This window comes from Nitrospira sp. (assembly GCA_015709715.1).
In the GTDB taxonomy this organism is placed as follows: domain Bacteria; phylum Nitrospirota; class Nitrospiria; order Nitrospirales; family Nitrospiraceae; genus Nitrospira_A.
Map to the genome: position 1 here is coordinate 1,949,015 of CP054184.1, position 26,931 is coordinate 1,975,945.

Sequence of the window (26,931 nt, forward strand, 5' to 3'; positions counted from 1 at the left end):
CAGGGTGACGACTCAGTTACTTATGGAGCCCGCACTCGGTCTTGCCGAAATTTTTCCACCGGCCGGAGCGCGGATCGTCTCCCGGTAGGACGGGCGCCGTACAATGCGTACAGCCGATGCTCGGATAGTTGCGGTCGTGCAACGTGTTATAGGGCACTTCGTGCAGTCGGATGTACATCCACACCTGGTCGCTGGTCCACGCAGCCAGCGGGTTGATCTTGACCAATCCGAATTTCTTATCCCACTCGATCATGCCGGCATTGGCCCGCGTGGGAGCTTGGTCCCGCCTGATGCCGGTGATCCAGGCGGCGTAGTTCCCGAGCACGCGCGTCAGGGGCTCGATCTTCCTCAGCTGACAACAGTGATCCGGGTTGCCGGCCCAGAGCGCGGCGCCATGCTGGGCTGCCTGTTGGTCCGGGGTCAACAACGACGTCATTCGAATGACTTGCGTCGGCTGCAAGCCATACCGGTCGATGATGCGGTCGCGCACCTCAAGCGTCTCCGGGAACAGGAAGTCGGTATCGAGGTAAAACAGCGGAGCTTGGGGATCGATACGGTGCACCATGTCGACCAACGCCACATCCTCCGCGCCGAAGCTGCAGGCCAACACGATTCGTCCGGCATAGGCCTTGAGCGCATACTCCAGAACCTCCCACGGTTGCTTTCCTTCAAAGGAATCGCTCAGCGATTTCAGGTCCGCATCCGATGGGCCCACAGCAGTCTGTCCGGGCTCTGCCACGATCGTTATCCCTCCGCCTTCTCGACGAGAATCTTGAAGTGTCGGGCGTCCGCCTCCAGCGGCCCCTCCTCCAGGATCTTGTGGCCGTCGTTTCGCAAACTCATCGGCACATTGCGGATGGGCTCTCCGGCGTCCAGCCACACTTCAAGCCGTTCGCCGTCCTCCATCATTTCGAGTTTCAATTTGGTCTTCACATAATTCATCGGGCAGGCCACGCCGCGCAGATCATAGACCGGCGCCTTGGGGGCCTCTGGCACAGCCTCAGGTGCGGCAGCCTTCGGCGTCGCGGGCGGGAGGGCCTCCTCCTTGACCTGCGTCAGCTTGAGATCCTTGCCCATTTGCTCCGTTGCGGCCCGGCAGACCTCGAGGAATCGCTTCGCGAAACTCATCCGTTCCGTCGCCTCGCCGACCGTCGCGTCCTTGGAGCCGAGATCGCCGACTTGCTGTCCGAGGTTCATGTAGGTCGCCGGCACGATGCCCTTGCTCGCGAGGCGCAGATCGAACTCCTGGAATGTCTCAGCATCTGTCGCCGGATCGAGGCCTTCCGTCACCAAGAGGGCCTTGGCCGCCGCCAGCACGGCGCGATAGGACTTATTCACGGAGAGGGCGTACTGATGCTTCTCAACGAGGAGCTTGGCTTGGTATAGCTCTTGATCCGCTTCCAACATGCGGTCGTCGATCATTTCCAGCGCCCCGCCCGCGCATTCACCAGGACCCAAGTCTTCTAACACGAACTCTGCCTCGCCCTCCCAGTCGTAGTAGTAAGTCGGATCCTGCTCGTACGCGGGCACGATGGTATAGGGAATGAGTTCGTCCTTGAGTGCGCCTTTCCCCACGCGAGTCACAAACGTCTGCAGCGACTCGCCCTGCTTTCGGTCCCGCCGATAGACCTCAACGAGATGGCGAATCGCCGCGGGGACGCTCTTGGCGGGCAGCTTGACGGTCAATTGCCCGATCTTGGGCGTGCCGTCCACATGCCCCCCCAGATGCAGTTCGTAATGCGGCGCCGTATGTTCGCCGAGCCGTTTCCCCACACCGTGCAGCCCGATCGTCGCGATATGGTGCTGGGCGCAGGAATTGTGACAACCACTGATCTTGACGCTGACGTCCCGCAGGTCTTCCGGCACCTGGCCGGCGGGAAAGACTTCCGCCAAGGCCCGCGCCATGCCCTTGGACGAGGTGATGCCGAGACCGCAGGTATCGGTCCCGGGACAGGCGATAATATCCTCCACCAGCTCGGCGCCCGGATCTCCCAGGCCATGCGTCACGAGTTCGTCATAGAACTCCTTCAGGCGCTCTTCCGGGATCCAGCGAATCACCACGTTCTGGTTGATCGTCGTGCGGATGTTGCCGTTGGAGTACCGCTCGGCGAGGTCAGCCACCACCCACATCTGGTCGGTCGTGAGATCACCCATCGGGAGCTTGATGGCTGCCGTCGCAAACCCCGCCTGGCGTTGCGGTACGACGTTGGTGCGCTTCCAGGCCTGAAAGGCCGGCGCTTCCCCGCTCAACAGGGCTGCGCCATTTCCGTTGCCCTGGCCGTTACCCTGTTCGTTCCCCATGGAAGACAGGGTGGCCTTGATCGGCATGAGCAACGGCGGGTCGTCGGCATAGTCCAACAATTTGATCGGCTCATGAGTCGGCACTGCATACCCCATGGCTGCATAGGCCGCTTCCCATCGCCGTTTGAATTCGTCGAAGCCGAGCTTCTCGATGACGAACTTCATGCGCGCCTTGTTCCGATTTTTCCGATTCCCCAAGGTGTCGAACACTTTGATCACGGCCTCGATGGACGGCAACAATTCATCCATGGGGGTGAATTCTCGAAGCACCTGCGCCATGCGCGGCGTGGAACCCAATCCCCCGCCGGCCACCATCCGAAATCCAATCACACCATCACCACGCTTCACGGCAAGTAGGCCGATGTCGTGGATGGGCGTCAAGGCACAGTCCTGGCGGCAGCCTGAGAGGGCGATCTTGAATTTCCTCGGCAGGCTCTGGTTGAGCGGGTTGCGCAGGAGGTGATAAGCCACCGTCTTGGCATAGGGCGTCACGTCAAAGACTTCGCCGTGGCAGACACCGGCCAAGTGACAGGCTGTCACATTGCGCACCGTATTCGCGCAGGCCTCCCGGGTCGTAAGTCCGACGGAGGCCAACTGACGCATCATCTCGGGCACATGTTTCAGCTCGACGAAATGCAGTTGAATATCCTGCCGCGTGGTCACATGGCCGACCCCGGTCGCATACTGTTCGGCCAATTCGGCTACCCGCCGCAGTTGATTGGCGGTCAACCCTCCAAACGGAATCTTGATGCGAAACATCTGCACCCCCGGCTGGCGCTGGCCGTAGATACCATATTGAAGCCGGAACGGCTTGAAGATATCCGGAGACAATTCGCCCGACAGGACGCGCCGGGCTTCTGTTTCAAAGGTCTCTATCTCTTCGACGATGTTCGACGGAATGGGCGCCGCCTTGATCGCCGGGCGGAGGGCCACAGGGTTGGGGCTCATGATCATAACCTCGTCGGTTTGAGGGTAATGTGCGCTCCTGACGCAAGCAGCCGCGTCAGATGTGGTACATCAATGTATGTTGGGCCTCAAGCGCACGCTGACGCGTAGCCAACTCTTCGACCGTCACTTCGGACAACACACCCAGCTCCGCTTGCTTGACCCGGTCCCAGAGATGGGCTAGCAACATATCCCGCTTGGCACCTCGGGAACTGGAGCCTTTCGGCCCGGAGGCGCCGTTGGTCTGCATGAGCGGACCTTCCAGCGCGTGCAAAATATCGGCGACCGACACTTCGGATGGCTTGCGGCTTAAAACGTAGCCACCCTGTGCCCCTCGCTGGCTCGCCACCACCCCGGCCTTTTTCATAGCGTGCAGCACCTGCTCAAGAAATCTGGCTGGAATGGCCTGCCGTTTGGCGATCGACTTGGCGCAGACCGGCTGCTCTCCATGGTGCAAAGCAAGGTCGATCGCAGCGATAATCCCGTAGGTCGCTCGTAGACTGACCTTCATACGTGGCAATTCCCCATTTATGAGTATTCCGATGGGAATTTAGGCTGGTTATACAGACCGATCCGTGCGGCTGTCAAGGGCCCCGGTGTGGCAGCCGTCGATCTGCGAAGGACTCGCGGGCTTTTCGTCATTGACATGATAGGGGTGCTGCGCAATAATCCCGCCCTCTTCTTCGTCGGTACCTTCATGTCACTTCGTTCAACAACTCTGAAGATCCTGCTGCTCAGCGCGGACAATGAGATCCAGGCCCTGTACCAGGACCTCTTCGGCGAAAAGGCCGTGACCGTCGCCCGCGAAGGAACCCTGCCCAAAGACCTGACCAAGCAGAGTTATGACGTGGTGGTGGTAGAGCCCAACGGCCTTCCCGCGGCAGAACTGGGCAAGCTCTTCACCGCCGTTGATCCCGCGCGCACCCTCTTGCTGGCTGGCTCTCGAACCGTGCTGAAACGTACGGCCTCGATGCTACAACGCACCACGCCTGCCAAGTCCGGCAGCACAACCTCCAATGGAGCCCATTCGTCGGATTGTTTGGACTCCTATCTGGAGCACAAAGTGGGAGATTTCGTCAAAAGCATGCGCAATGGATCAGGACGAAATCTTCACCCGATGCTGATTGCCGCGGTCGAGCGCCCCTTGATCTCCCTGACCCTCCGGGAGACCAAGGGCAACCAAATCCAGGCGGCTGAGCTCTTGGGAATGAATCGCAACACCTTGAGAAAAAAAATTCTCGATTTGCACATTCCGGTTAAACGTGCGCGCGCCAATTAATTCCGCACGCGTTTACGTCCCGTCGTACCGTCGCTAACCACCAACGGAGGGAGCCCATGACCAAGGAAGAGTTAATCGCCAAAATGGCGAACAGCGCGGGAATCACCAAGGTCGCTGCCGGCACTGCACTGGAGGCCTTCACCGGAGCGGTCACCACCTCGCTCAAAAAGGGGCAACGGGTGACGCTCGTGAATTTCGGCACGTTTACGATTTCGAAACGAAAAGCCCGCATGGGGCGGAATCCCCGCACCGGCGAATCCTTGAAGATCCCTGCCGCCCGTATCCCAAAGTTTTCGGCCGGGAAGGAACTCAAGGCTGCAGTGAAGTAGGCCACGCCGCCTCGTTTCCTTGACACCTTCGTAGACGCTGTATTAGCATCGCCGGGCGTTAGGCGCGTAGCTCAGGGGGAGAGCGCTACCTTGACACGGTAGAGGTCGACGGTTCAAGACCGTCCGCGCCTACCATTTTTTATTTTGACCGCTTATTGTGTTCCGACCAGCGACGTGATCGTGGTCGGCACGATATTTTTGTTTGTAGGACAGACCGGAGTGGCCTCACAGCTCATTCAGATTACCCTTCCTGACGGAACTCGAAAACAAGTGCCAACGGGATGCACGGTCCGCGACGCCCTCGTGGCGCCGGAGGGACGGCTCGATGCCAAGGTGTTCGCCGCCAAGGTCAATGGCGAACCCGTGGACCTCTCTCGCCCTCTCAGCGGTGACGCAACGCTTGAGCCCCTGACCTTCGATTCAGCGGAAGGCCGCGAGGTCTATCGCCATAGCAGCACCCATATCATGGCCCAAGCGGTCAAAGAAGTGTTCCCGACCGCTCAGCTCACGATCGGCCCCGCGCTGGAGGACGGATTCTATTACGACTTTGCCTTCGATCGCCCCTTTACGCCGGAAGACCTCGAGAAGATCGAAACCAAGGCGAGGGAGATCATGAAGCGCGGCTTGGTCGTCACCAGGTCCGAGTTGTCGAAACAGGACGCCATCACGTTCTTCAAGGAACGGGGCGAACACTACAAGGTCGAACTGATCCAAGGCTTTGACGAGCAGGCGCCCATTTCTCTCTACCGCCAGGGCGACTTTGTCGACCTCTGTCGCGGTCCCCACCTGCCCACCACCGGCCATGTGGGCGCGTTCAAGCTCCTGTCCACCGGCGGCGCCTATTGGAGAGGTGATGAGCGGAATCCCATGCTGCAGCGGGTCTATGGCACTTCCTTCCCGACCCAGAAGGAATTGGATGCCCACCTCGCCAAGCTGGAAGAGATCAAGCGCCGGGACCATCGCAAGATCGGCAAGGAACTGGACCTGATTACGATCCAGGACGACATCGGCCCTGGCTTGGTCCTGTGGCACCCGAAGGGCTCGCTGATCCGATTGCTGATCGAAAATTTCTGGCGCGAACAGCATCTGAAGGACGGCTACGAACTGGTGTATTCGCCGCACGTCGCCAGGCTGGACCTGTGGAAGACCAGCGGCCATGTCGACTACTACCGGGAAAACATGTTTGCGGCCATGAAGGTGGAAGGCAGTGAGTACCAACTCAAGCCCATGAACTGCCCCTTCCACATCATGATCTATAAATCGCACCTGCGCAGTTATCGAGACTTGCCCATTCGCTACGGCGAATTGGGCACCGTCTATCGCTATGAACGGACCGGTGTCCTGCATGGCCTCTTGCGCGTGCGCGGTTTTACCCAAGACGATGCGCACCTCTTCTGCCGTCCCGACCAAATCGAAGCCGAAGTCAGCCGGGTATTGGACTTTACGTTCTTCATTCTGCGCACCTTTGGGTTTACCGAGTTCGAAGTGTATCTGTCGACCAGACCCGAGAAATCGGTCGGATCCGATGAGAACTGGGCGCTCGCGACCGCAGCCCTCGAATCAGCCCTCAAGGGGCGCCAAGTCGCCTATCAGCTGGATCCCGGCGAAGGGGTGTTCTACGGACCGAAGATCGACATCAAGATCAAGGACGTGCTCGGACGATCCTGGCAATGTTCGACCGTGCAGGTGGACTTCAACAACCCCGAGCGCTTCAAGTTGGCCTATACCGGCGAAGACGGCAAGCACCATCAGCCGATCATGATCCATCGTGCGCTCATGGGCTCCATCGAGCGTTTCTTCGGGATCCTCATCGAGCATTATGCCGGCGCTTTCCCCACGTGGCTCGCCCCGGTCCAAGCCGTGGTCCTCACCATCACCGACAAGCAACAGGAGTTCGCCGCGCGCGTGGTCTCCGAACTCAAGGGACAGGGCTTCCGGGTCGAAGCGGATCTGCGCAACGAAAAGATCGGGCTCAAGATTCGCGAGGCCGAAAAAAACAAGATTCCCTATATGCTCGTAGTCGGTGACAAGGAAGTGCAGAGCGGCACGGTCGCAGTCCGCGGGCGCAGCGGCGCAAACCATGGCAGCATGCCGGTCGAGGCGTTGGTCGCGTTGCTCCGCCAGGACATGAATCAATCGTTACATGAACGGTAACCCACTTACAAACGAGGTGCCCTATCGTCCCTAAATTGCGTGTAAACCGGGAAATCAGGATTCGGGAAGTTCGTGTGATCGGTCCGGAAGGCGAGCAGCTAGGAATATTGCCGACCGTCGAGGCCCTCAATAAGGCACAGGAACAGGGCTACGATCTTGTTGAAGTCGCTCCGACCTCCCAGCCGCCGGTGTGCCGCATCATGGATTATGGGAAGTACAAGTACGAGCTCAGCAAGAAAGATCATCAGAGCCGGCGCCATCAAAAATCCACCCAGGTCAAGGAGATCAAACTGCGGCCCAGGACCGACAAGCATGATCTCGAGATCAAGATCCGCCAGATCAAGGAGTTCCTGGCGGGCGGCAACAAGACCAAGGTGACCCTGACCTACCGCGGGCGAGAAATGGCGAATCAAGAGATGGGCCGGACCATGATGGCAAACGTCATACAGCAGTGTACGGAATCAGGTACGGTCGAATTCGCCCCCCGGATGGAAGGCCGCAGCCTCATTATGATTTTGGCTCCCAAGTAATGCGCGACTTGCACAAGGAAGGATTGAACCCATGAAACTCAAAACTCACAGCGGCGCGAAAAAGCGATTTCGACGGACCGGAACCGGCAAACTCGTTCGACAGAAGGCCGGGCGGCGCCATTTGTTGACCGGCAAGTCCAGAGATCACAAGAAACGGTTGAGCGGCCTGACACCGGTCCCCAAGACGTCGGTCCCTGCGCTGAACCGCTTGCTTCCGAAGTAAGAATGTTTTATCGTGCCGTGACTAAGGATCTGAAAGGAGTAGCGACCGATGCCTCGTACAAAAGGTGGATTTAAAACACGACAGCGGCGAAAGAAGCGCCTGAAACTGGCGAAAGGCCAATATGGGGCAAAGAGTCGACTGTTCCGCACGGCGACGGAGTCCGTCGATAAAGGGCAGGCCTATGCGTATGCCGGACGGAAGAGTCGCAAGCGTGATTTTCGTCGGCTCTGGATCGCCCGTATCAGCGCCGCCGTTCGAGCCCATGGCCTCGCCTATGGCCGATTCATGAATGCGCTGAAGAAAGCCAACATCCTGCTGGACAGGAAGATCCTGTCGGATATGGCGATCAAAGATATGGCGGGGTTTGAGAAGCTGATCGGAGTGGCCAAGGAACAGCTCGCGGCGCCCGCCGCGTAAGCACGGCCGTCCTCACGATTCCTCTCTGAGGCGGGAGCTCCGGAAACCTGCGAGTTCCCGTCACAGACTTTCCAGCAGTTGATCGATTTCCAGCTCCAACGCGACGACCGGCACACCGATCTGCCACTGCTCCAGCACTTCCGGGTGCACCTCTCCCAGCAATCCGATCGCGCGACCACCTGAGACGATTTTTCCCGCCCGACCGTCGAGAAACGAAGGGTGTTCGACCGGCTCCAGGGTGAACGAGCGGTCCAGATAATACATCAGGAGATCGAGACAGGAATGGATTTCAGAGAAGGCGGCTCCCGCATGGGCGATCACCGCCCCCAACGCCGTCACGGTCCTGGAACCGATCTCGCTCTGCGCGTCGGGCACCGCCACCTCCCCGACCTCGAACATGCGATGCGGATAAAAGGCTCGGCTGGAATTGGCCTCGACCTGCAACAGAGATGGGACCACCCATTGACGGAGGCAGGAATAGCTGAGCGACATGACGTTATCCACCTCGACGACCTTCGACCAGGCCGTTCCCTCCAGCCGCATCCTGCTGCAAAAATCCTGGCGCGACCCCATGATGTTGGAAATGATCTCCTGGAACTCCATTCCCACCATGAGGTGACGGACGCGGTCGGCCATCTGTTCCACACGGGATAATCCACCGACCGTGAATTGAGAAGGCATCACGGGAGCGAACCGCGCGTACCCTTCACTGATCGCCACATCTTCCACCACATCGACCGTATGCAGCAGATCATGTCGATAAGGCGGCACCTGCACCGTCACCTGCTTGCCGGCCGACTTGACCCCATACCCGTAGGACTTGAGCGACGCCGATACATCCTTCGCCCCCATCGCCTCTCCCAATGCCGACTCAATGGCCGCCAGTGGTATGGTTCGCGGTTGGCCGAAATCGAGCGGTGTGCTCCAGCGCTTCCCGAAGACCGTCTTCACCGGTGCGTGAATTTCCACCGGCGTGATGAGCGCGCCACGGTCGGCCAAGTTTGCAGCAAAGATATTCAGGGCCAACGTCACCATCGGCAGGTCCGTGCCCGTCACCTCGACAAACAGCTGGTCATCCCCAACCTGCACCTCACCCACCTCGCGGCTGTTGATGATCGGCGGGAACGACAAGACCTGTCCCGTTGCGTCACGCAGCACGGGAAGACGATCATGGCCTCCGACGATCCCGCCGTACTCGACGCCTTTCGGATGGACCATCAAAATCTCCCGCAAGGTCATCACCGTCTCCATACCCAACGGCGTGAACCGGATCTCATCCGGTTTGACCAGGTCGTAGGTCACCGGAAACTCGATACGGGCAAGGCGGTACAGGCCGATCGAGACCGTACGCCGCTTGCGGCCAAAAATATCGGCCAGTTTTTCCTGCGTCTGGATCAACTGCGCCAAACCGGCCGCCGTCACACGGTACCCCGCCACAGCACAGGCCGCGATATACGGACGCACCTCCTCCATGCCCGGCGCCACGATGACGGTTCCCGCCGTCCGTTTCGGCTTTTTGAAAAAGGGATAGTTCAGGGGAGCGCCCCGTTGTTTGATGCGGATCTGCCGCGCGATACCCTCACAACACCAAAGGTCGGGGCGGTTGCTGTCCTGCAACTCGATCCGCAACTCGCCGGTCTCGGCATTGTGCCCCTTCAACTCGCCCTTCACCAGCATCAGCCACTGTTCCAATTGATCGAGCGGAATTCGACTCGAGGGCTCGCCGTAGCCGGCAATCAAGGCTTCGAGATCATCACGTTGAAGGGAAATGGTCGGCATCGCGCGTAATCCTAAAAGTTCCCCCGCATGGTGCGGACGAAATCCAAATCGGCCGAGAAGAGGTCACGGATATCATGAATGCCGAGCGCCACCATCGCCATCCGATCCAAACCCAGCCCCCAGGCAATGACCGGCACGGACACACCGAGGGGAGTCGTCACCTCGGGACGGAACAGCCCGGCGCCGCCCAGCTCCATCCAGCCCAACTTGGGATGGCGCACGTGCATTTCGACCGAGGGTTCGGTGAAGGGGAAATAGGCCGGAAGAAACTTCACTTCCTTCGCCTGGGCCACTTCCCGCGCAAAGAGGTTCAGCAGGCCGAGGAGCGTCCGGAAGTTGATGTCGGCGCCTAACACAATGCCCTCAACTTGGAAGAAGTCGGTCGCATGGGTGGCATCGACCTGGTCATACCGAAAGCAACGGGCGATGGAGAAATATTTTCCTGGGACCGACGCGCCGCCGGCCAACGCGCGCGCCGACACGGCCGTGCCTTGACTCCGCAACACCAACCGTTTTGCGCGTTCCACATCGAATTGATAGCCCCATCCGGTCGATCCGGCTCCGGTCCCCTTCTCGTGCGCCTGCACCACCCGCGTCAAGTAGGGCTCGGCAATCGACCGCGCGTGGGTCGGTTCTTTCACGAAATACACATCGTGAATATCGCGGGCCGGATGGAACTGGGGCATGAACAACGCGTCCATGTTCCAGAATTCCGTCTCCACCAACGTACCGCGCATTTCCTGAAAGCCCATGCTGACCAACTTGAGTTTTACGAGGTCGAGGAACTCGCGGTACGGATGCCGCTTCCCCGCCGCGATTCTCGGAGCGCGCAGACTGATCGTATATTTGCGGAACCGCTTGGTGCGCCACGTACCGTCTTTCAGCAGTTCCGGCGTCAACTGCGAGACCTCTTCCGCCACCCCCACCTGCGACAGGCGTTGCGCCACTTCCTGCCCTGCCGGCGTCAGCAGGAACGTTCGGGTCACACGATCGTCGATCCGAAACGGCTCGCGGGTGTTACCGCGCTTGACCGCATGTTGTTGCAACACGCTCCGCAAGGGTTCGGCCACGCTCTGCAGCTCGCGCGCCCCTCCCCGCAACTCCTGCAAGAGGGCCCGCATGGATTCCGCCGTGGTACTGTTGCGGCCGGTACTTTCGATACAGCCGCCCTGCACGATGAGGATCGCCCCTTCTTTCTTGAGCGTCCCCACCGCCTTACTGACCTCCGAGGCTTCCAACCCTTCTTGCGCCTGAATATCCTGGATCGTGAGCCGCTTGCCTGTCCGTCCCGCCTCCTTGGCGGTCGAGAGCACACGCTCGATGGGCGCGTACTTGTCGAAATACACTTCACCGGTCGGAGTAAGAGAAGCGATGGAGGCCACAGTCTCGGAATGGACCGCGATAAGCGACTTGGCCAGCAGCCACTCGATCGCCATGCTCAGCTGGGAAGGCTCCAAGCCGGTCGCCGGCACCAGATGATCGAGCGTCGCAGGCCGATCCTGCTGCGGCAGCATCGCCAGCAACACTTTGCTTTCGAGGGGATGAAGGTTATCCATGAACAAGGGGATCGTCCGGCGGCTCGCTTACCGTCGAGCGCCAACACTCCTAGTGGTACGCTCGCCCGGTTGGGCCCCGGCCCGTAAGGCCGTAATCGCCGCGGCATAGTCCGGCGTTGAAAACACGGCAGAGCCTGCCACCAACACATCCGCTCCGGCAGCCACGACGGCCCCTGCGTTCTCCGGCTTCACCCCTCCGTCCACCTCAAGGAGGGCGCTGCTGCCGCTGCGATCAATCATCGCCCGGACCTCAGCGATCTTCTGCAGCGAGGAGGGGATGAACTGTTGGCCGCCGAATCCCGGATTCACCGACATGATGAGGATAAGGTCGGCATCGCGCACGATCTCCGACAACCACACCGCTGGCGTAGCGGGATTCAGTGTGACGCCCGCCTTGACGCCGCGCTCCTTGATGGATTGCACCGTCCGATGCAAATGCGGGCAGGCCTCCACATGCACGGTCAAGTAATCCGCTCCCGCTTCCGCAAATTCCTGAATGAAGGCGTCGGGGTTCGCCATCATGAGGTGGACATCGAGCGGCAACGTGGTCACTTTCCGCAGCGACTCGACGATCGGCGGGCCGACGGTCAGGTTCGGCACGAAGTGCCCGTCCATCACGTCGACATGCAGCCAGTCGGCGCCATCTTGCTCCACCCGCGCGACTTCCTCGGCCAAGCGGGCGAAGTCGGCAGAGAGAATGGACGGAGCGATGCGGACGGTTTTCGCGGTCACTCTACACTCCTCCGCAACCGTGCGGCAAAAAACGCATCCATGCTGTTCATATTGGCCATCGTGGACAGGTCACCGCGGGGGGTCACGAACGGCAGACCGGTTGGAGGCACCCACGGCGCGACCGACTCGCGCTGAAAGTCGCGATGCGACTGACAAAATTCGTCGATGATCGATTCGGTTTCTTCCGGTTCGACCGAGCAGGTACTATAGACCAACACCCCATCAGGCCGCAATAGACGGCTCGTCGCCTCCAACAGCCGCCGCTGCGTTTCGCGATGCCGCGCAATTGTCTCCGCCTGCTTATACCACTTCCCTTCGGGATGACGACGCAACACACCGAGTCCGCTGCAGGGCGCGTCGAGCAAGATGCGATCGAACGGTCGGCCCCGAGCGGCAATGGAACGCAGACTCGGCCACGTGCTCGTCGCTGCCGTCGAATCCCCGCCAGGCAGGTTCGCCACATCGCCGACGACCGGCCTCACGATCGTCACGCCGAGGCGGCGGCAGTTGTCCATTACCCGCGTCAGCCGCGCGGCAGCCCGGTCCACCGCGACGATCTCACCCTGATTCTTCATCAATGCCGCCAGATGCGTCGCCTTGCCGCCCGGCGCGGCGCAGGCATCCAGCACCAACTGCCCCGGCTGGACATCCAACAGCGGCGGCACCAATTGCGCCGCCTCGTCCTCCACATAAAACTGCCCGTCCGCGTACCCTGGAAGATCGGTGATCACTCCGCCACGAACCAGCTGAAGCCCGACCGGACTGATCGCCGTGGGGACGGCCTCGATCGCCTCGGCAACCCACGTCTCCAACAAGGCCGATCGGGACATCCGCAAGGTGTTGACCCGACAAGTCAGCGGCGGCGATTCAAGCGAGGCGCGGCAAAGGGCTTCTGCGGCGCTCCCCCCCCTTGCACGACACCAACGCTCGACCAACCAGGTGGGGCAGGAATACCGGACGGCCAACGCCTCGATGGGATTCTTGGCAAGGTCAGGCCACGGCGGTTCGGGCGTACGCAACAACGTCCGCAGCACCGCGTTCACGAAGCCGCTCCAATCGCGTCCCAGCCGTCGCGCCTGTCCCTTCATCAGCCCGACCGACTCATTGACGGCGGCATTGTCGGGAACCCGATCCAGGCACAACGCCTGATAGGCCCCCAAACGCAAGATCGTCTGCACCGCAAGAGGAAGGCGCGCGAAGGGCCGATCCGTCAGCAGGCCAAGCCGCCAGTCCAGCGTCCCACGATACCGTAAACACCCGCGAACCAATTCCACCATGAAGGCGCGATCACGCAGATCCAGCCCGTCCCTGGCCGCAACCTGGTCGAAAAGATCCTCAGGCAGCAATCCTGCTTTCTCAATCGCCAAGAGCGCCTTCAAGGCCGCACGCCGCCCGGAGGAGACAGACTGGCCGCGTCCATGCGGCTGTTGGTTGGAGGTCATACGTACAAACTGGATGGGCGAGAACAGGTGGTCGGACTAAGGCCCGGCGCCGAACCGCGCACCGTCGGCCAAACGGTGCCCCGTCAGGTATTGCATAGCCGTCATGCGGCGACTATTGGAAGGCTGAATCTCTATGAGGTGAAGCGTACCCTGGCCGGTCGCAACCTCAATGCGGTCCTTGGTGACCTTTGTCACAGTGCCGGGCTCCGCGACCTGAGCATTGTCGGCCACGGCAACCCGCCACAACACCCACCGGTCGCCTCCCTTCCAGGTGTAGGCCCCTGGCCAAGGCGAAAGCCCTCGAACACGATTAGCGATTTCCGTGGCGGGAAGACGCCAATCGATCAGGCCATCTTCCTTCTTGAGAATGGGCGCCATGGTGGCCTGACTGTGGTCCTGCGGCTGCGGGGTCAAGGTTCCGGCCTTCAGCCGTCGAAGCGTTTCCACCAGCAGCCGCCCACCGACCTCGGCTAACCGCGGCGCCAGAGTTCCCGCCGTGTCGTCCGAACGGATTGCCACCCGTTCCTGCAACAGCATCGCTCCGGTGTCCATGCCTTCGTCCATCAACATGGTCGTGATGCCGGTTTCCTGCTCGCCTCGGATGATCGCCCACTGAATCGGCCCCGCGCCGCGATATTTCGGCAGGAGCGAACCGTGGACATTGATGCAGCCGCGAGGAGGCAGGCTTAGGACCACAGGCGGCAAAATCCGACCAAACGCCGCCACCGCAATGACGTCCGGATTCCATTGCCGCAAGGCCTCCAGGAAGGCAGGGTCCTTCATTTTGAGCGGCTGCAACAGGGGGATGCCCTCGCGTTGGCACAGCACCTTCACGGGCGACGGCACGACGTCCTGTCCTCGCCCCTTCGGACGATCCGGTTGCGTCACCACCCCGACGACGTGGTCGTCCGATTTGAGCAGCGCCTCCAGTGACGGCACGGCGAACTCCGGCGTTCCCATGAATACGATCCGCATGGTCACGCTTTATCATTCTCCTGCCATGATTGCAATTGTGGCTCCCGCTTCCTTGACTCTCGTTTCGCATGCCTGCTACTATCCGCCCGCGGGGTGGAGCAGCCTGGTAGCTCGTTGGGCTCATAACCCAAAGGTCGTCGGTTCAAATCCGGCCCCCGCAACCAAGCCTTTTTATCCTCCTCCAATCTATACCATCCCTAACCACTCCCTAGAATCTGCGATACAAGGGCCGTAAAATTGGGCCCCTGCGACAGCTGACCAGGGGAATGTTAGAAAGTTGTGACGTGTACTTTTTGTCTGCGAGGCGGAAGTAAATGTGAAGTGGTTACAGACTGTCACGGTCTCATTGACACTGGCCCTTAGTTGCCCGGGTACCTTTGGGCAGACGGTGGGTGAAATTGGCATGGTTGGGTCTTTCCTCGGCAACGGGCCGTGGGAAGGCTGGAACGATCAGTGGCTGGCGCTGCTGGGACGAAACGGACGGTTTGAGCTACGGGAGGTCACAGTCAACGTCACGCGTGAGGAAAAGCCGATCTGTGGCGATAGAGGCTTTATTGCCAACGCTCCTCCTGCTGATTCTGACACACTGCTCCTTCGCGGATTCCCGACAATCACATCGGGTCCGGTGGTTACCGCGTTTGATGGCCGGAAGTTCCTCCTTCCTGGAGAATGGCTAGACATTCCACTTGGGGACAATGCCCACTGGCGCCTTCGCGCATTTGGGACTGTTCGACCAGACCTCAACGCCGGACTCGACGACGTCCGGTACACCAATTACCAAGTTTGGATGATGGGAGACGGTCGAAAAGTTCCTATTTTTTCACTCGATGTTCTCGATTCTGATGGACTGCCTCAGATTTTGTGGGTCGGTGATCTGGACGGGGATCGTGGCGCAGACATCTTCGCGGATATTCGGACGCATTATGCTGGACACCACTTTGTCCTATTTCTCTCTTCGCTTGCACGAACGGACCTGGTGACAGAAGCAGGATCGCTATCTACCGGTGGTTGCTGAGGATACGTGGCCTTAATTGTCCCCTGGCTACCAGATAATTTACGCCGCCAATGGGATGGTCACGGAAGCGTTAAATCGTGACAGAATCGAGTCCCCGCAACCAACCATTCGATTTTCTCTCTCCATCACCATCAGCGATACGTGTCCGGACCATCCGTGACTCCGGCGTCGATCATCGCTGGACGGCCTTCATCAGGCACCTCACATCGACATCTCGACGTTCATGTGTGTTTTGAGACAGCTCTGCGAAGTCCCCGCGGAGCAGTTTGAGGGCATACCGTTCAAGAGCGATTTCAGTGGCAGTACGAAATCCGAGTCGTCGAAATACAGGCACCGGGGGACACCATCCTTGGATGGCATGCTGCAATAAGAAACCTGCTACCATGCCTGGCAACACAAAGAAGCGGCGGTCAACAAGGGCTCCCAACCCCAACCCGAGCAATGCGACCGAAGCCGCATTGGCCTCAAGCGTCCGCTCGACATCCCACTCACGATCTAATGCTTCCAGTCGGCGCGTGATCTCGTCATGGTCTTCTTTTGCAAAATGTGCAACGTTTCGCTCCGTCTCCCGACGGATTCGGTCATTGATTTGAGCATCTGTGGACTGTTCAACTCGGCTCGCCGTAGCTGGGATCATGGCGTTCTCCTCTCTATCGTGATGAAACGCTCGAAGCGTTCACGCTTGTACCTGCCCGTTAGTGTATCGGCCATGATGATCATTTGAACTGGTAAGGTCCCCTGTGATTCTTGCTTCGCTTGTCGTCCCTCGCCATTCCGTGATACTGCTTCAACAGGCGCACCCTGCGATCGGCCACCCTGCACGTAACGAGAGCCTCGCATGATCAAGGTTCTTCTGATCGAAGACAACGCCGTCGATGCCCAGCTCACCCGCGACCTCTTGTCTACCTGGCCGCACGATCAATTCGTGATCACCCATGCCGCCACTCTGGGGGAAGGGCTCATTCGCCTGAGCCGAGACCGGTTCGATGTCTCGCTGCTCGACCTGTCCCTCCCCGATACCAATGGGCTGAGCACGGTGACGCAGGTCCTCGCCACAAGTCCCGGCGTGCCGGTGGTGGTGCTGAGCGGCCACGACGACCATCCGCTGGCATTACAAGCCCTGCAACATGGCGCGCAAGACTATCTGGTCAAGGGCCACGGCGAGGCCGACTTCCTCGCGCGCTCGATTCTGTATGCCATCGAGCGCAAACGGGCCCAAGAACGGCTGACCTACCTGGCGCAACACGATCCCTTGACCGGCCTCATCAACCGCACACTCTTTCGCGATCGACTCTTGCAGGCCATGGCCCGGAGCAAACGCAAAGACAAGCCGCTCGCGATCATGCTGCTGGATCTTGATCGATTTAAGGCCGTCAATGACACGTTGGGGCACGATGTCGGGGATCAGCTATTGAAGACCGTGGCGATGAGACTCACGGACTGTGTGCGGGGAGTCGACACCGTAGCCCGCATGGGCGGCGATGAATTTACCGCCATCCTCGAAGGAGTGTCGGGCGAGGCCGACGTGGCGGTGGTGGCGAGCCGAATCGTCGAGGCGCTCAGCAGTCCGCTCGAACTGGGCCCCCACCGGGTGACAGTCGGCGTGAGCGTCGGCATCACCCTCTATCCGTCGGATGACCAGGACTTGGATGGGTTGCTCCGCCACGCCGACAAGGCAATGTACGCCGCCAAACACGAAGGCGGCAACCGGTTTCACTTTCATTCCCCGGCCGACCGCTGATCCACTGTTTCACGCTTCGTCGCTCCCAGACTCGGCTTACCGCCCGATATCGACCAAGGGCTGGTCCGTCACCACCAAGGAGCCGCGCGGGTTGGGGAGGAACACATTGGCCGTCACCAACTCTTCGCGGCCCGGCACCGGATGGGTATCGGGCGTCATGACCAAGCCCCAATGTTGGTTGTCCCGGCAGGTGTTGTCCAGCAGCAAGGCCTCGGCATGGTGAAACAACAAGATCCCGCTGAGCATATTGCTGTGACACAGATTCCGCACGCACTCCGGATGGCTGCTCGGGTCGCGCACTGCCAGTCCGAAATGGTGGTTACCGAAGCAGACATTGTCCGCGACCCGCGGCTGCGCGCCCGCAAAGACGAAAAGGCCCGATTCGCGGTTGTAGCAGACCTCATTGTCCACGAACGTCGGACGGGCTTCCGGTCCGTAGATCACGACCCCCGACAACAGGCCTTCAGTGGCCCGGCATTGGGTAATCGTGCAGGTTGAATCCAGTACGTTCATCGCCGAATGTTGGTCGCTACCTACGTAACGAAACGTGATACCGCTGACCAGCCCGTGAGGCACACGTTGCAGATAGAACGGTCCACTGCGGCGGCTGTAGATATATACATGGTCTCGCCCGGCACCAATGAGACGTACCGGCCGGTCGGCAATGAAGACTTTATCTTCGTACACGCCGGGACGGATGAAGACCTGATCGGCTTCACCGGCATCTACTAAGGCCGCGCTGGGCCTGAGGTAGGTATGGGGATCGCGCGCGTCGACGATCAGCGTCCGCCCCCCCTTGGGATTGGGCGGAGGCTCGGCAAGCGGTTGCTGCCGGGATCCAGCCGGTCTCTGTTCGTAAGGCCGTTCCGTCACCGTACGCCTTCTCTAAACGAAAACATGAACAGGGTTACTCGGGATCAGCCAGGTCCAAGGCGACGACTAACCCCGGCACCGTGTAGACATGACGGGGACTCAGCCGGACTAACTGCACCCCCGCCGCCTGCAGCGCCGATTCAAACATCGAGTCACCTGTTCCGTCGGACACCGGCCCATCCGAACCCGATTCGACCTGCACCACCTTTTCTACCAATCGGCTTCCGGGATGCACCAGGACGAAGGTCGCCCGTTTCAAGGCCAACTCCCGCAAGGTCTCGGCAGGCGGCGTCGCGGACGGCACCCGGAGATCCAACAGGCACCAGAGCGGAATCTGCGTGAAGAGGAGATACCGCTCCTCCACCGCCAACCGCAGCAAGTTGTAAAGTTGGACTTCATGGTCGGTCAGGAGCGGTTTAGGGACGAACGTGAGGTTCGCCGGAGCCGAGGCAGCCGGCGGAACGGACCGACGCTTCCTCCCAAAGTATTCCCACGCCAGACTACCTAGGAAGACCAGGACGGCGATCCCGAGGATCGGATAGAGCAGCTCCATCATTTAGTCCCGTCGCCCTGTGCCACGCCACGGCATTCCCGCGAAGCCACGTCGACCAGGCACCACCGCTCCAAGCAGGACAGGATGGCGTGCCCCGGTCACTTGCGGAACATTGGTGCAGCGACCGTGAAACGCGTCATGCGCCATCAGGGCGAACGCCGTGGCCTCAAACGCTTTGCTGCTCCAACCATGGTCGTCGAACGTCGAGACAGACGCCGGCGCGAAGACTTGCCCAAGGGCACCCATCATGGCGCGGTTGTAGACCCCGCCGCCACCGACGATCACCTCGTCGATGTCACCCGGAACCCAGCGTCTGGCTGTCCCGATCGCCTGCGCCGTCCAGACCGCACAGGTCGCCAGGATGTCTTCGACGGGCAACCGCAGCCTGCGCTGTTTCGCCAGCAGGGTCTTCACACAGGGGAGGCCGAAGTCTTCGCGACCGGTGGATTTGGGGGGGCGTCGAGCCAGGAACGGATGGGCCATCAGCTCGTCGAGAAGCCGTCGGTGCACCTTGCCGCGCGCCGCCAGTCGTCCTCCCTGATCGTAGCCGTCCGCGCCCTTGGTCGCATGGCGCACGACCGCGTCCGACACCATGTTGCCCGGCCCCGTGTCGAAGGCCCGGATATCGGCCAGTCCGCCTCCTGGGGGAAGGTACGTGACATTGCTGATCCCGCCGATGTTCACCACCAGCCGCCCCCGACGCGCATGGCCGAACGCAACCGCGTGGGCGTACGGCGCCAGCGGCGCCCCTTCGCCGCCGGCCGCCATGTCGCGCGGCCGAAAGTTTGCAATGGTCGTGATGCCCGTCCGCTCCGCAATGACTGCCGGTTCGGCAATCTGCAGCGTGGAACGAACCAACCCGATCCCCTGCTCACGCCGTCCCTGCGGCAAGTGGTGCACGGTCTGTCCGTGAGACCCAATCAGATCGATCTGCTCGGGGCGCAACTTCGCCTTGCGTATGACCCGCAGCGCGGCCTTGGCGAACAGCTCGCCGAGATACCCATTCAAATGACAGATGTCGTCCACCAACCCATGGAGCGACAGGTCGACGATCCGTTGTTGCAGCGACTGTGGATAGGACAGGCCGGCGAAGGCGAGCGTCGCGAGTTTCAGGGACGGTCCACGGCGGACGATCTCGACGAGCACGGCGTCCACCCCATCCGCCGAAGTCCCGGACATCAACCCCACCACCTTCATTCGCGCTCCTTCCTATCGTCGACGAGTCTGCCGTCGTGACGCAAATCGTGCGCTACGCTAATGGAATCTTCCTCGATGGTCAAGCGACGGAGACACCTCGGATCATCATGCTGCGCGTTGACATTAGAGAAACCGGGTGTTACCGTCCGCCGGATGTTTCGCCTGCTGTTGTTCAGCCTTACCCTCTTCGTGCCTATGCCGTTTTCGTGGCACGCCGCTGCCGAACCGGCCTTCGCCGCCGAGCCGCTCAACATCGTCGTCACCCTGCCGGTGCTGAAGGATTGGGCTCAGCAGGTCGGCGGCCCTCACGTGCGGGTGACGTCGCTTATGACGGGCTATGAAAGTGAACATACCTATTCACCCAAGCCAAGCGATTTGGTGGCGGTCCGAAAGGCGGCATTGCTGTTCGAGGTCGGCGCCGGGTTGGAAGTCTGGGTCTCCTCGCTCGTGAAGAATGCGGGGAACGGCAAGCTGCAGGTGATCACGACTTCCCATGGGATCGAGTTGATTCAAGACCATCCCGAACCGGAGGCCATGGGGCATTCGCACGACCACGCGATGGGAAATCCCCACATGTGGCTCGATCCAGAGGCGGCAACCACCATGGTCCGACATATCTCCGACGCCATGATCGCCGCTGATCCCGCGCATGCGCAGGACTATCGGACGAACACCTCGAGTTATCTCGAATCCTTGAAGCGTGTCCAGCAGGAAACCTTCGAACGCCTCCGCCACGCGCCCAACCGCAGTGTCGTCGTGCACCATCCAGCCTGGCCCTACTTTGCACGGCGCTACGAAATTCGCATTGCCGGGACCATTCTCGCACAGCCGGGAGGAGAACCCTCGGCGCGGCACCTCCACCGACTGATCGAGACCATGAAGCGGGAACAGGTCCGCGTCGTCATTTCCGAGGTGCAGCTGAACCAGAAGGTTCCGCAGCTCCTTGCCAAGGAGACGGGAGCCCGCGTCGCCGTCCTGACCACCCTGCCCGGCGGTCTCCCGGGCACCGAGACCTACCTCGACATGCTCCGCTATAATGTGCTCCAATTGGCCCAAGCCCTTGAACGGACCTAACGACCACACACCGACCGGCTCGCGACCGACAGCACCCTCAACCGACCGACGCTCGCATGACTCAGCCCATTATCCGCTTCGACCACGCCACCTTCGGCTTTCCCGGCGTCATTGCCCTGGAAGACCTGTCGCTCTCGATCCTCGAATCCGAATTCGTCGGCGTCATCGGTCCCAACGGGTCCGGCAAGACTACCTTGTGCCGCGCGGTCCTCGGGTTGATGGCACCGCTCAGCGGGAGTCTGCGCGTGCTCGACTGCGCCTGCGAGGAACTCCGTTGTCACCATCGTGCCTTGATCGGGTACTTGCCCCAAAAGGGTATGCTCGACCGCAATTTTCCCGTGACGGTGCTGGAGGCGGTGATGATGGGCCGCTACGGGGCATTGGGGCTGTTTCGCCGCCCGGGGCGCCGGGATCGCGAGATCGCGCGCGAAGCCCTCACACACGTCGGGATGGACCACCATCGCGACTCGGCGCTCGGCGCGCTCTCCGGCGGGCAACAGCAGCGTGTTTTCATCGCCCGCGCCCTGGCGCAACAACCGCGCATCCTTCTGTTGGATGAGCCGACCACCGGGCTGGACATCACGGCGCAGCATAGTGTTGTGGAATTGATCCAACAGCTCCATCATGAATTGCGGCTGACCATCCTGATGATCACGCACGACATCAACATGATCCGGTCGCGCGTGGATCGGCTAGTGCTGCTGAAGACCAAATTGTTCGCCGCCGGCCCTCCCCAGGAGGTCCTGCAACCGGATATCCTCCGCCAGGTGTACGGCAAGGAACTCGTCATCACCGATAAGGATTTCGTCATCGTCGAGGATTACCACCACCACTGACGCCGGTCGCCGCACAGCCAACCCATGTTAGAGCTCCTGTCCTACGATTTCATGCAACGATCGCTCATCGCCGCCGCCCTGGTGGGATCGGTCTGTTCCGTCATCGGAGTGTTCGTCGTCCTGCGGGGCTTGGCCTTTGCCGGCGCCGGCACAGCCCATGCAGCCTTTGCCGGCGTCACCCTGGCCTACCTGCTTGGACTGCCGCCCTTGAGCCTCGCGATCGTGTTTGGTCTCGCCACCGTCTGGATGACCGGCTGGGTGGAAGAGAAAGGCCGCATGAAGCTGGATGTGTCCATCGGCATTCTCTATACCGCCACCATGGCGATGGCCATTCTGTTTCTGGGCTTGATGAAGACCTATAACCCTGAAGTGTACGGGTACCTGTTCGGCAGTGTCTTGTCGGTCACGACGGAAGAATTGCTGACCATCGGCGGGTTGAGCGTGGCGGTTCTCGGCACCATACTGCTGCTGTCGAAAGAACTCTACTTCATCGCCTTCGACCAAGACATGGCCGCCGCCTCAGGCGTCCCGGCCCGGCAGATTTTTTATCTCCTGCTGTCGCTGGTGGCGTTGACCGTAGTGATCTCGCTCAAAACCGTCGGCGCCATCTTGGTCTTTGCCATGATCCTGATCCCCGCCTCCACCGCCTACCAACTCACGCACAGCCTCACGCAGCTGACGCTTTATTCCGTATTGATCGGCACGTTCTGCGCCGTGGCCGGTGTTCTCCTCTCCTATGCGTTCGATTTACCGTCGGGGCCTTCGATCGTGCTCCTGGCGACCAGCCTGTTTTTCCTGGCGATCCTGTTCTCTCCGAAACGGCTCCATCGCATCCGCCCCCAGTAGCCTTCCGGTGAGAACAGGTCGCAAGGCCGATGTGTGAGCGGACGCGACGCAGAAGTTACTTTTGCGAGGCAGGTTTTTTTCTGGACCAGACCATGCCGGTCTGCTCCTTGGAACTGAAACCGAGCCGTTCGTAAAAGCCAGGGCGGCGGGTGCAGAGCCAGAACAACTCCACCTGCTGCAATCGGGGATGATCGAGAATCCGGCGCACGATTTGGGTTCCAACCTTTCGCCCCTGGTACTCACGATCGACGATCACATCCCAGATGGAGGCGCGGAAGACATAGTCGGTCAAGACGCGACCGAATCCCACCAAGCGCGGCCCATCCCAAGCTGAAATGATCACATCCGTCTGAGCCAACATGGTTCGCACCTGGTCAAGCTCACGCGTGTGGGCCCAGGGAGCTTGGTGATAGAGCCGAAGGAGCTGGGCAGCGTCGAAATCGTTGCGGTCTGAGAATGTGATCGCCTGTTGGCCGGTCTTGAGAGCGGGAGGCATCTTGTACTAAATTAACCCCTCCGATGTGGTGCGGGTGAACCGTAGTGTAAGGGGAAGACCATGGGAACGCAAGTGCGAAGCTGCCCGAAGTGTTTTCAACTCATGTGGCTCAAGGAAGATCAGTACGAAGTCCTCGACGAAGAAACGGTTCGGACAAAATGCCCCCACTGCGGCGCGACGGTCCGATTTCGCCTGGTGACTGCCGGCGCCAACGCTGCCGGTCCCAAGATGGGACACTAGGTCACATCCCCCGTCCCGCCCCCTCCAACTCCGGTTGGCTGCCAGGCAAAATCTTGATGAGGGCGGTCCGGTACTCTCCCAAGCGTTGTTCTTCCGCCGGCGTCACCTTGATTTCTTTGTCTCGCTTCATTCGGTCTAAGTGGTCCAGCACCGCCAGCAGGGGTTGCACGGCCCCCAGGACATTGCCCGCCTCGAACGCCTCCAAAGACTCAATCACATACTCCTGGAGCCCCTTGAAGGGAGTGCGCCCGCTCTGTTCCCGGAACCGCGACAGGGCTTGTTCGAACAGGTCGACGGACTCCGGTTTCGGCTTAATGCCGGTGGGGACCACCGCAAGATGCACGACCGGCGGCAGTTTCGCGGCATACCCTTTAATCTGGGCGATGAACTCTCCCAACAGATCAAGCACAGTACTGGTTTGCATGGGTCCTCTCTCCTCTCTCCCTGAACGATCGCGATCACTCACGGCGTGGATCACCGCTTTCGCACTCCTGCGTCGTGTCCAACCTCTTCGGTCGTCGAGGCCGCGAGACAATTTCGCACCTGCTCCATGTCCGGCGGACAGGGCACATCGAACTGATGATAGGTGCCGCCGACCGGGTGCTGAAATCCAAGGGTCCTCGCATGCAACATCACTCGCGGCACCTCCATTCCGGCCACGGCCATGACCTTCGCGCCCCCGTACGTTCGGTCGCCCAGAATCGGATGGTCGATCGACGCCAAGTGAACGCGTAGCTGATGGGTTCTTCCCGTTCGAGGGAACAGCCGCACGTGCGACGCAATCTTGCCGAACCGCCGATCCACCTCATATTCGGTCGCCGAAGGCTTCGGCTTCGACGAGCGGGCCGAAAATTTCTTGCGTTCCTTCGTGTCCCGCCCGATTGCCAACTCGATCACTCCATGCCCCTTCTTGGGCACACCCCAGATCAGTGCCTCATACACCCGTGTGATCGTGTGCAACTTGAATTGCGCTGCCAACGCACGATGGGCGTGATCGGTCTTGGCCACCACCATCACTCCCGAAGTTTCCTTGTCCAAACGATGCACCAGCCCGGGGCGCTCCGTGCCGCCGATCTGTGAGGGCGCACCCCCTGATGTCGCAAAGTGATGCAGCAAGGCGTTGACCAACGTTCCCGACCAATTCCCCGGCGCGGGATGTACGACTAAGCCGGCGGGCTTGTTGAGCACCAACAGCTCAGGATCCTCGTGCAGAATTTCAAAGGGGATTGCTTCGGGTTGGATATCCAGCAGCACCGGCCTGGGCACTTCCAGCCGGATGACGTCGCCCGGTTTGATTTTCTGGCTTGCGCGCACGGTGCGACCGTTGACCAGAATGCGCCCTTCCTCGATCAGTCGCTGGAGGGCGGAGCGAGAAAATGTGGGGTCGCGATTGGCGAGGAATCTATCGATCCGCTTGGATGATTCTCCTGGCGTGATGACGAACTCAACCGGCGTCGTGGTGAACGGACTCACGTGGCAATGGCCTAGGTCTCAGCTGGTGACGAGCGGTAAGCTGCCATAGGGCGCAGGCAAAAACAAGGGACGCAGTTCTCAACATCTCCTCCACAATTCATCAACAGGATCCGATAGCGACGATGACCAGATTCATCTCTCACCGTAGCTGTCAGCCGTTGGTCATTCTTGTCAATGTTGGCGTCACAGTCCTACAGGCAACGATGACGGGAAGGATGGTGTTGTTGTGATCGCTCGACTTCAAGACTAAAAAATCAAACCCTTAGGGACAATCCAACTTTGCGGCACACAGGCACTCGAATTGCTTTCCTTTAACCAGCGTTTGGCATTTCACACTGTTCGAGTTTGCGACATCGGTATGGCAGGAGACTTTATCCACAAAATCCTCAAGACGCTCTTGGGGAAAGCCTCTTCGCAGGCACCAGAGCAGAAGGTCACGATGACTCAGCAAATGGAAGCATTGTTGCCCAGTGCCGTCAGCGACCGCCGCATCGACGTCCGTTTTGCCGTCCGCACCCCATGCCATTACGAACTCGTCGAGGGCCCTGATTCCCGAACCGCCCTGGTTCGTGGCAAGGCCTATTCCCTCAACATCAGTGCCGAAGGAATTCTCCTGCTATTGGACCGCAAACCTGAACACCGGCAGCTCGTCGCGATTCACAATCCCGCGCTCCAACGACAGCAGACGGTCCCCTTGTTCGAAGTGCGTTGGACCACCCAGCTTCCCGCCGGAGCGAGCCAGGAACGTTACTTGGCCGGCTGCCACCTGACCTTCGGCCGATTCCCCTATTTTTTGCTTCAGCGCAATCACCTGGACCAAAATATTTCAGGGTTGTCCCTCTAAGCTCTTCTTCTCTCTGAACCGGGCCGCTTCAGCGGCCCTCGTTCGACGACCTGAGCGCCTGGCGCAGGATCTCAAAATCATCCGGGAGCGGCGCGACCACGGTGCAGGGCTCCCCATTGATCGGATGAGTGAATCGAATACTCGCCGCATGCAACATGACCCGCTCGGCGACGGCGGCTTCGCCCACCTTTGCTGTGCCGTCTCCATATACCCGATCACCGAGGATAGGATGGCCGAGTGCCTGGAGATGCGCCCTAATCTGATGGGTGCGCCCCGTGTGCGGACGCAACAGGAGATGAGCGGCCCTCGTTCCGAAGGCCTCAATCACGTGATAGTCTGTGATCGCCGGCTTGACGTGGTCCGCGTCGGAGGACGTTCGTCTCAGGTCGGTACGATCCTGTCCGAGCGGCAAATCGATTCGGCCTTCCGGCTGGGCTGGAAGGCCCTGCACGAAGGCGTGGTACATACGCTCTACCGTACGACACTCGATTTGATTCGCTAGGCGACGGTGCGCCTCAGCCGTTTTTGAAACCAGGAGAGCACCGGAAGTCTCCTTGTCCAACCGATGGATGATACCGGGCCTCCCTGCTCCGGACTTTCCTGCCCAGTAATCCAAGAGCGCGTTCATCAAGGTGTCCGACCAATGCCCCGGCCCAGGATGGACCACGACCCCAGCCGGCTTGTCTACCACCAGGCAGGCCTCGTCTTCGTAGAGGACCGCGAGCGCCATGGGCTTGCCATTGCGAGAGAGGGGGACGGCGGGCGGGCTATCGATGGAGATGCTGTCTCCTGGCCTGACCAGCCGAGCCGGCCTCGCGGGAGCGCCGTTCATGCGCACGCGTCCGGTGGCAATCAGCCTTTGGATCGCCGCGCGCGACAGGTTGGGTTCGCGATGGACCAGAAACCGATCTAAGCGTTTGGGTTGTTCCCCGGCCGAGATGATAAATTCCGTCTCCACGAGCAATTGCCCTCTAGGTTCGTAGCGCGCCGAGGCAGCTCCCCCGCTCGACAGATTGCCTCTTCTTCAGAATCAGCCTATGCTGGAGGATCGGAGGCCGGCGACCTTTGCGACAAGGAGGTG

Annotated in this window: 29 protein-coding genes and 2 tRNA genes; 15 read left to right on the top strand and 16 right to left on the bottom strand. The window is 60.4% G+C overall.

Annotated features, from left to right (window positions below; translation table 11 throughout):
- Window positions 1-16 precede the first annotated feature (16 nt).
- From HRU82_09230 to HRU82_09240, 3 genes are read right to left on the bottom strand one after another with little or no spacing between them, the layout of a single operon-like run.
- Window positions 17-715 carry a phosphoadenylyl-sulfate reductase gene (locus HRU82_09230; protein ID QOJ37157.1) on the bottom strand — a complete coding sequence of 233 codons (699 nt, stop codon included), beginning with the start codon at window positions 713-715 and terminating at the stop codon, window positions 17-19.
- A 29-nt stretch (window positions 716-744) separates the two neighbouring features.
- The gene (locus tag HRU82_09235; GenBank protein QOJ35123.1) at window positions 745-3,249 is read right to left on the bottom strand and encodes a sulfurtransferase TusA family protein; all 2,505 of its coding nucleotides are present in this window, start codon (window positions 3,247-3,249) and stop codon (window positions 745-747) included.
- Between the two features lie 55 nt (window positions 3,250-3,304).
- Window positions 3,305-3,757 (bottom strand): Rrf2 family transcriptional regulator, encoded by a 453-nt coding sequence (locus HRU82_09240; protein ID QOJ35124.1) that lies wholly within the window; start codon window positions 3,755-3,757, stop codon window positions 3,305-3,307.
- A gap of 135 nt (window positions 3,758-3,892) precedes the next feature.
- Here HRU82_09240 and HRU82_09245 point away from each other — a divergent pair, with 135 nt between their 5' ends.
- The 7 genes from HRU82_09245 (at window position 3,893) to rplT (ending at window position 8,178) form a co-directional block, all read left to right on the top strand.
- On the top strand, window positions 3,893-4,525 hold the full coding sequence (locus tag HRU82_09245) for a hypothetical protein (GenBank protein ID QOJ37158.1): 633 nt from the start codon (window positions 3,893-3,895) through the stop codon (window positions 4,523-4,525).
- 56 nt (window positions 4,526-4,581) lie between these two features.
- Entirely contained in the window at window positions 4,582-4,854 is a 273-nt protein-coding gene (locus HRU82_09250; GenBank protein ID QOJ35125.1) for an HU family DNA-binding protein, read from the top strand.
- Between the two features lie 60 nt (window positions 4,855-4,914).
- Window positions 4,915-4,989: transfer RNA gene (locus HRU82_09255), tRNA-Val, on the top strand.
- 99 nt (window positions 4,990-5,088) lie between these two features.
- Entirely contained in the window at window positions 5,089-7,008 is a 1,920-nt protein-coding gene (thrS, locus tag HRU82_09260) for a threonine--tRNA ligase (protein QOJ37159.1), read from the top strand.
- A gap of 23 nt (window positions 7,009-7,031) precedes the next feature.
- Window positions 7,032-7,538, top strand: coding sequence for a translation initiation factor IF-3 (infC, locus tag HRU82_09265; protein ID QOJ37160.1), 507 nt, complete (start codon window positions 7,032-7,034; stop codon window positions 7,536-7,538).
- Window positions 7,539-7,569: 31 nt separating this feature from the next.
- Window positions 7,570-7,761, top strand: coding sequence for a 50S ribosomal protein L35 (rpmI, locus tag HRU82_09270; GenBank protein QOJ35126.1), 192 nt, complete (start codon window positions 7,570-7,572; stop codon window positions 7,759-7,761).
- Between the two features lie 48 nt (window positions 7,762-7,809).
- Window positions 7,810-8,178 carry a 50S ribosomal protein L20 gene (gene rplT / locus HRU82_09275; GenBank protein ID QOJ35127.1) on the top strand — a complete coding sequence of 123 codons (369 nt, stop codon included), beginning with the start codon at window positions 7,810-7,812 and terminating at the stop codon, window positions 8,176-8,178.
- Between the two features lie 60 nt (window positions 8,179-8,238).
- On the opposite strand, the gene HRU82_09280 is transcribed toward rplT, so the two are convergent.
- From HRU82_09280 to HRU82_09300, 5 genes are read right to left on the bottom strand one after another with little or no spacing between them, the layout of a single operon-like run.
- A complete protein-coding gene (locus HRU82_09280; protein QOJ35128.1) occupies window positions 8,239-9,957 on the bottom strand; it encodes a phenylalanine--tRNA ligase subunit beta in 1,719 nt (572 codons plus the stop codon).
- A gap of 11 nt (window positions 9,958-9,968) precedes the next feature.
- Complete coding sequence (locus tag HRU82_09285; GenBank protein ID QOJ35129.1) at window positions 9,969-11,513, bottom strand: phenylalanine--tRNA ligase subunit alpha; 1,545 nt, start codon at window positions 11,511-11,513, stop codon at window positions 9,969-9,971.
- A gap of 27 nt (window positions 11,514-11,540) precedes the next feature.
- Window positions 11,541-12,245 carry a ribulose-phosphate 3-epimerase gene (locus tag HRU82_09290; GenBank protein QOJ35130.1) on the bottom strand — a complete coding sequence of 235 codons (705 nt, stop codon included), beginning with the start codon at window positions 12,243-12,245 and terminating at the stop codon, window positions 11,541-11,543.
- Entirely contained in the window at window positions 12,242-13,687 is a 1,446-nt protein-coding gene (rsmB, locus tag HRU82_09295) for a 16S rRNA (cytosine(967)-C(5))-methyltransferase RsmB (protein QOJ35131.1), read from the bottom strand. Before rsmB ends, HRU82_09290 begins: the two co-directional genes overlap by 4 nt.
- A gap of 36 nt (window positions 13,688-13,723) precedes the next feature.
- Complete coding sequence (locus tag HRU82_09300) at window positions 13,724-14,662, bottom strand: methionyl-tRNA formyltransferase (GenBank protein QOJ37161.1); 939 nt, start codon at window positions 14,660-14,662, stop codon at window positions 13,724-13,726.
- An 87-nt stretch (window positions 14,663-14,749) separates the two neighbouring features.
- Here HRU82_09300 and HRU82_09305 point away from each other — a divergent pair.
- Both HRU82_09305 and HRU82_09310 read left to right on the top strand, forming a co-directional pair.
- Window positions 14,750-14,826, top strand: a tRNA-Met gene (locus HRU82_09305).
- Between the two features lie 152 nt (window positions 14,827-14,978).
- The gene (locus HRU82_09310; GenBank protein ID QOJ35132.1) at window positions 14,979-15,677 is read left to right on the top strand and encodes a hypothetical protein; all 699 of its coding nucleotides are present in this window, start codon (window positions 14,979-14,981) and stop codon (window positions 15,675-15,677) included.
- 172 nt (window positions 15,678-15,849) lie between these two features.
- On the opposite strand, the gene HRU82_09315 is transcribed toward HRU82_09310, so the two are convergent.
- Window positions 15,850-16,314 carry a hypothetical protein gene (locus tag HRU82_09315; GenBank protein ID QOJ35133.1) on the bottom strand — a complete coding sequence of 155 codons (465 nt, stop codon included), beginning with the start codon at window positions 16,312-16,314 and terminating at the stop codon, window positions 15,850-15,852.
- A gap of 201 nt (window positions 16,315-16,515) precedes the next feature.
- Between HRU82_09315 and HRU82_09320 the strand changes: the two genes are divergently transcribed.
- Window positions 16,516-17,418, top strand: a complete 903-nt coding sequence (locus tag HRU82_09320; GenBank protein QOJ35134.1) for a GGDEF domain-containing response regulator — start codon at window positions 16,516-16,518, stop codon at window positions 17,416-17,418.
- A 36-nt stretch (window positions 17,419-17,454) separates the two neighbouring features.
- Here HRU82_09320 and HRU82_09325 read toward each other — a convergent pair whose 3' ends face one another.
- Genes HRU82_09325 through HRU82_09335 form a run of 3 tightly spaced genes read right to left on the bottom strand, consistent with a single transcriptional unit; the run spans window position 17,455 to window position 20,041 of the window.
- Window positions 17,455-18,291, bottom strand: a complete 837-nt coding sequence (locus tag HRU82_09325) for a right-handed parallel beta-helix repeat-containing protein (GenBank protein QOJ35135.1) — start codon at window positions 18,289-18,291, stop codon at window positions 17,455-17,457.
- 34 nt (window positions 18,292-18,325) lie between these two features.
- Window positions 18,326-18,847, bottom strand: coding sequence for a DUF2726 domain-containing protein (locus HRU82_09330; GenBank protein ID QOJ35136.1), 522 nt, complete (start codon window positions 18,845-18,847; stop codon window positions 18,326-18,328).
- Complete coding sequence (locus HRU82_09335; protein QOJ35137.1) at window positions 18,848-20,041, bottom strand: anhydro-N-acetylmuramic acid kinase; 1,194 nt, start codon at window positions 20,039-20,041, stop codon at window positions 18,848-18,850.
- Between the two features lie 153 nt (window positions 20,042-20,194).
- Between HRU82_09335 and HRU82_09340 the strand changes: the two genes are divergently transcribed.
- The 3 genes from HRU82_09340 to HRU82_09350 are packed head-to-tail and all read left to right on the top strand — an operon-like array spanning window position 20,195 to window position 22,797.
- Window positions 20,195-21,115 (top strand): zinc ABC transporter substrate-binding protein, encoded by a 921-nt coding sequence (locus HRU82_09340; protein ID QOJ35138.1) that lies wholly within the window; start codon window positions 20,195-20,197, stop codon window positions 21,113-21,115.
- 56 nt (window positions 21,116-21,171) lie between these two features.
- Window positions 21,172-21,951 carry a metal ABC transporter ATP-binding protein gene (locus HRU82_09345; protein QOJ35139.1) on the top strand — a complete coding sequence of 260 codons (780 nt, stop codon included), beginning with the start codon at window positions 21,172-21,174 and terminating at the stop codon, window positions 21,949-21,951.
- A 24-nt stretch (window positions 21,952-21,975) separates the two neighbouring features.
- Window positions 21,976-22,797, top strand: a complete 822-nt coding sequence (locus HRU82_09350; protein QOJ35140.1) for a metal ABC transporter permease — start codon at window positions 21,976-21,978, stop codon at window positions 22,795-22,797.
- A 55-nt stretch (window positions 22,798-22,852) separates the two neighbouring features.
- Here the strand turns inward: HRU82_09350 and HRU82_09355 are convergent, their stop codons facing one another.
- On the bottom strand, window positions 22,853-23,293 hold the full coding sequence (locus HRU82_09355) for a GNAT family N-acetyltransferase (protein ID QOJ35141.1): 441 nt from the start codon (window positions 23,291-23,293) through the stop codon (window positions 22,853-22,855).
- Between the two features lie 60 nt (window positions 23,294-23,353).
- Here HRU82_09355 and HRU82_09360 point away from each other — a divergent pair, with 60 nt between their 5' ends.
- Complete coding sequence (locus HRU82_09360) at window positions 23,354-23,533, top strand: hypothetical protein (protein ID QOJ35142.1); 180 nt, start codon at window positions 23,354-23,356, stop codon at window positions 23,531-23,533.
- 1 nt (window position 23,534) lies between these two features.
- On the opposite strand, the gene HRU82_09365 is transcribed toward HRU82_09360, so the two are convergent.
- Together HRU82_09365 and HRU82_09370 are read right to left on the bottom strand one after the other, a co-directional pair.
- Window positions 23,535-23,957 carry a hypothetical protein gene (locus tag HRU82_09365; GenBank protein ID QOJ35143.1) on the bottom strand — a complete coding sequence of 141 codons (423 nt, stop codon included), beginning with the start codon at window positions 23,955-23,957 and terminating at the stop codon, window positions 23,535-23,537.
- 50 nt (window positions 23,958-24,007) lie between these two features.
- Window positions 24,008-25,006: an RluA family pseudouridine synthase gene (locus HRU82_09370; GenBank protein ID QOJ35144.1), complete on the bottom strand. Its 999-nt coding sequence runs from the start codon at window positions 25,004-25,006 to the stop codon at window positions 24,008-24,010.
- A 451-nt stretch (window positions 25,007-25,457) separates the two neighbouring features.
- Here HRU82_09370 and HRU82_09375 point away from each other — a divergent pair, with 451 nt between their 5' ends.
- Window positions 25,458-25,850 (top strand): hypothetical protein, encoded by a 393-nt coding sequence (locus HRU82_09375; GenBank protein QOJ35145.1) that lies wholly within the window; start codon window positions 25,458-25,460, stop codon window positions 25,848-25,850.
- Between the two features lie 28 nt (window positions 25,851-25,878).
- Here the strand turns inward: HRU82_09375 and HRU82_09380 are convergent, their stop codons facing one another.
- The gene (locus HRU82_09380) at window positions 25,879-26,808 is read right to left on the bottom strand and encodes an RluA family pseudouridine synthase (protein ID QOJ35146.1); all 930 of its coding nucleotides are present in this window, start codon (window positions 26,806-26,808) and stop codon (window positions 25,879-25,881) included.
- Window positions 26,809-26,931 lie beyond the last annotated feature (123 nt).